This is a genomic window from Psychrobacter sp. 1U2 (assembly GCF_051847575.1).
Genome location: NZ_JBPYDC010000440.1, coordinates 1 through 1,083 on the forward strand (window position 1 = coordinate 1; position 1,083 = coordinate 1,083).

Here is a 1,083-nt window from a genome sequence, read left to right on the forward strand (position 1 = left end):
GTAGCTTCGCCACGCTTAGTTTATTGTCTGCTGATGTATGCGCTGCATTGGATTCATTCAGTATTTTTTGCAAAGACATAAGGTCTTCTTCATTATGTAGACTCTCATCAGTTAAATCTTGCTCCAAACTTTGCTGATAGGCGTCCAGGTACCCTTCAATTAATCTCACTGATTGCGCTAACGCTTGTAAGTGATGATCACTCATCGGTGTATCATTATTTTGTAGTTGCTCTAGGCTATGCTCTATAGTTGCACTAATTTCACTAATTGAGATGAGTGCACTAGAGCCAGAAGCTGCTCGCAAAGTATGGAAGGCGCGTACAATCTCATCAGTGACTTCAATGTGTTCAGCGCCATCATGAGCTTTGACAAACTTATTGATGTCCTGTAATAGTGAATGCGCCTCTTCAACGAAGATTTTGTAAAAAGTTTGTTCTTCAGCACTTTGCGGTGTTATTACCACTGGTGCGTCTGCCATCATCTCATTGATAGAATGAATGGTCTCTAGCATGTTGTCGCTACTGTCGTCTCCATGCTTTTTATCATCATCATCAGCGAATTTACTATCATACATACCAATATTATTTTGGTTGTCTAAACTGTTTTTGTTATCTAAGGACCATACTTTACGTAGGCTAACATAACTAAATTTATCGCCCTGCTTTTTACTATACGCATTAGCACAGGCGACCCATAAGGGTACTACCGCTGGGTAGTCCGCATCGTGACCCTCGCTATTACTAGCAAATATTTTCACTAAATCTGGGTAAGTGGCTAGGACATCAGCTACCAGTTGTACGATATCTGCAGACACTATAATAGTATGGTCTAAGATACGATTAAGCATATCTTCGACAGCCCAAGCAAGCTCACCTGTATAGTAAGCGCCAACCATACGTCCTGAACCTTTCAAAGTATGAAAACCTCGACGTATTTCTTTTAGTCCCGTTAAGTCAGAAGGCGCTAGACGCCATTGCTCATATTTTGGTGTAATTTCATCCAATACCTCTTCTGCTTCTTCGATAAAGATCTCTTTAATTTCTGGATCACTATCTTGAGCATCAACAGGTAATTGTTGAGCTT

General features: G+C 40.5%; 1 protein-coding gene. It reads right to left on the reverse strand.

Annotation, left to right across the window (positions count from 1 at the left end; translation table 11 throughout):
- Positions 1 to 1,083: Hpt domain-containing protein (locus tag ACS8FD_RS16415; RefSeq protein ID WP_439276627.1), on the reverse strand; the 1,083-nt coding region annotated here is incomplete at both ends.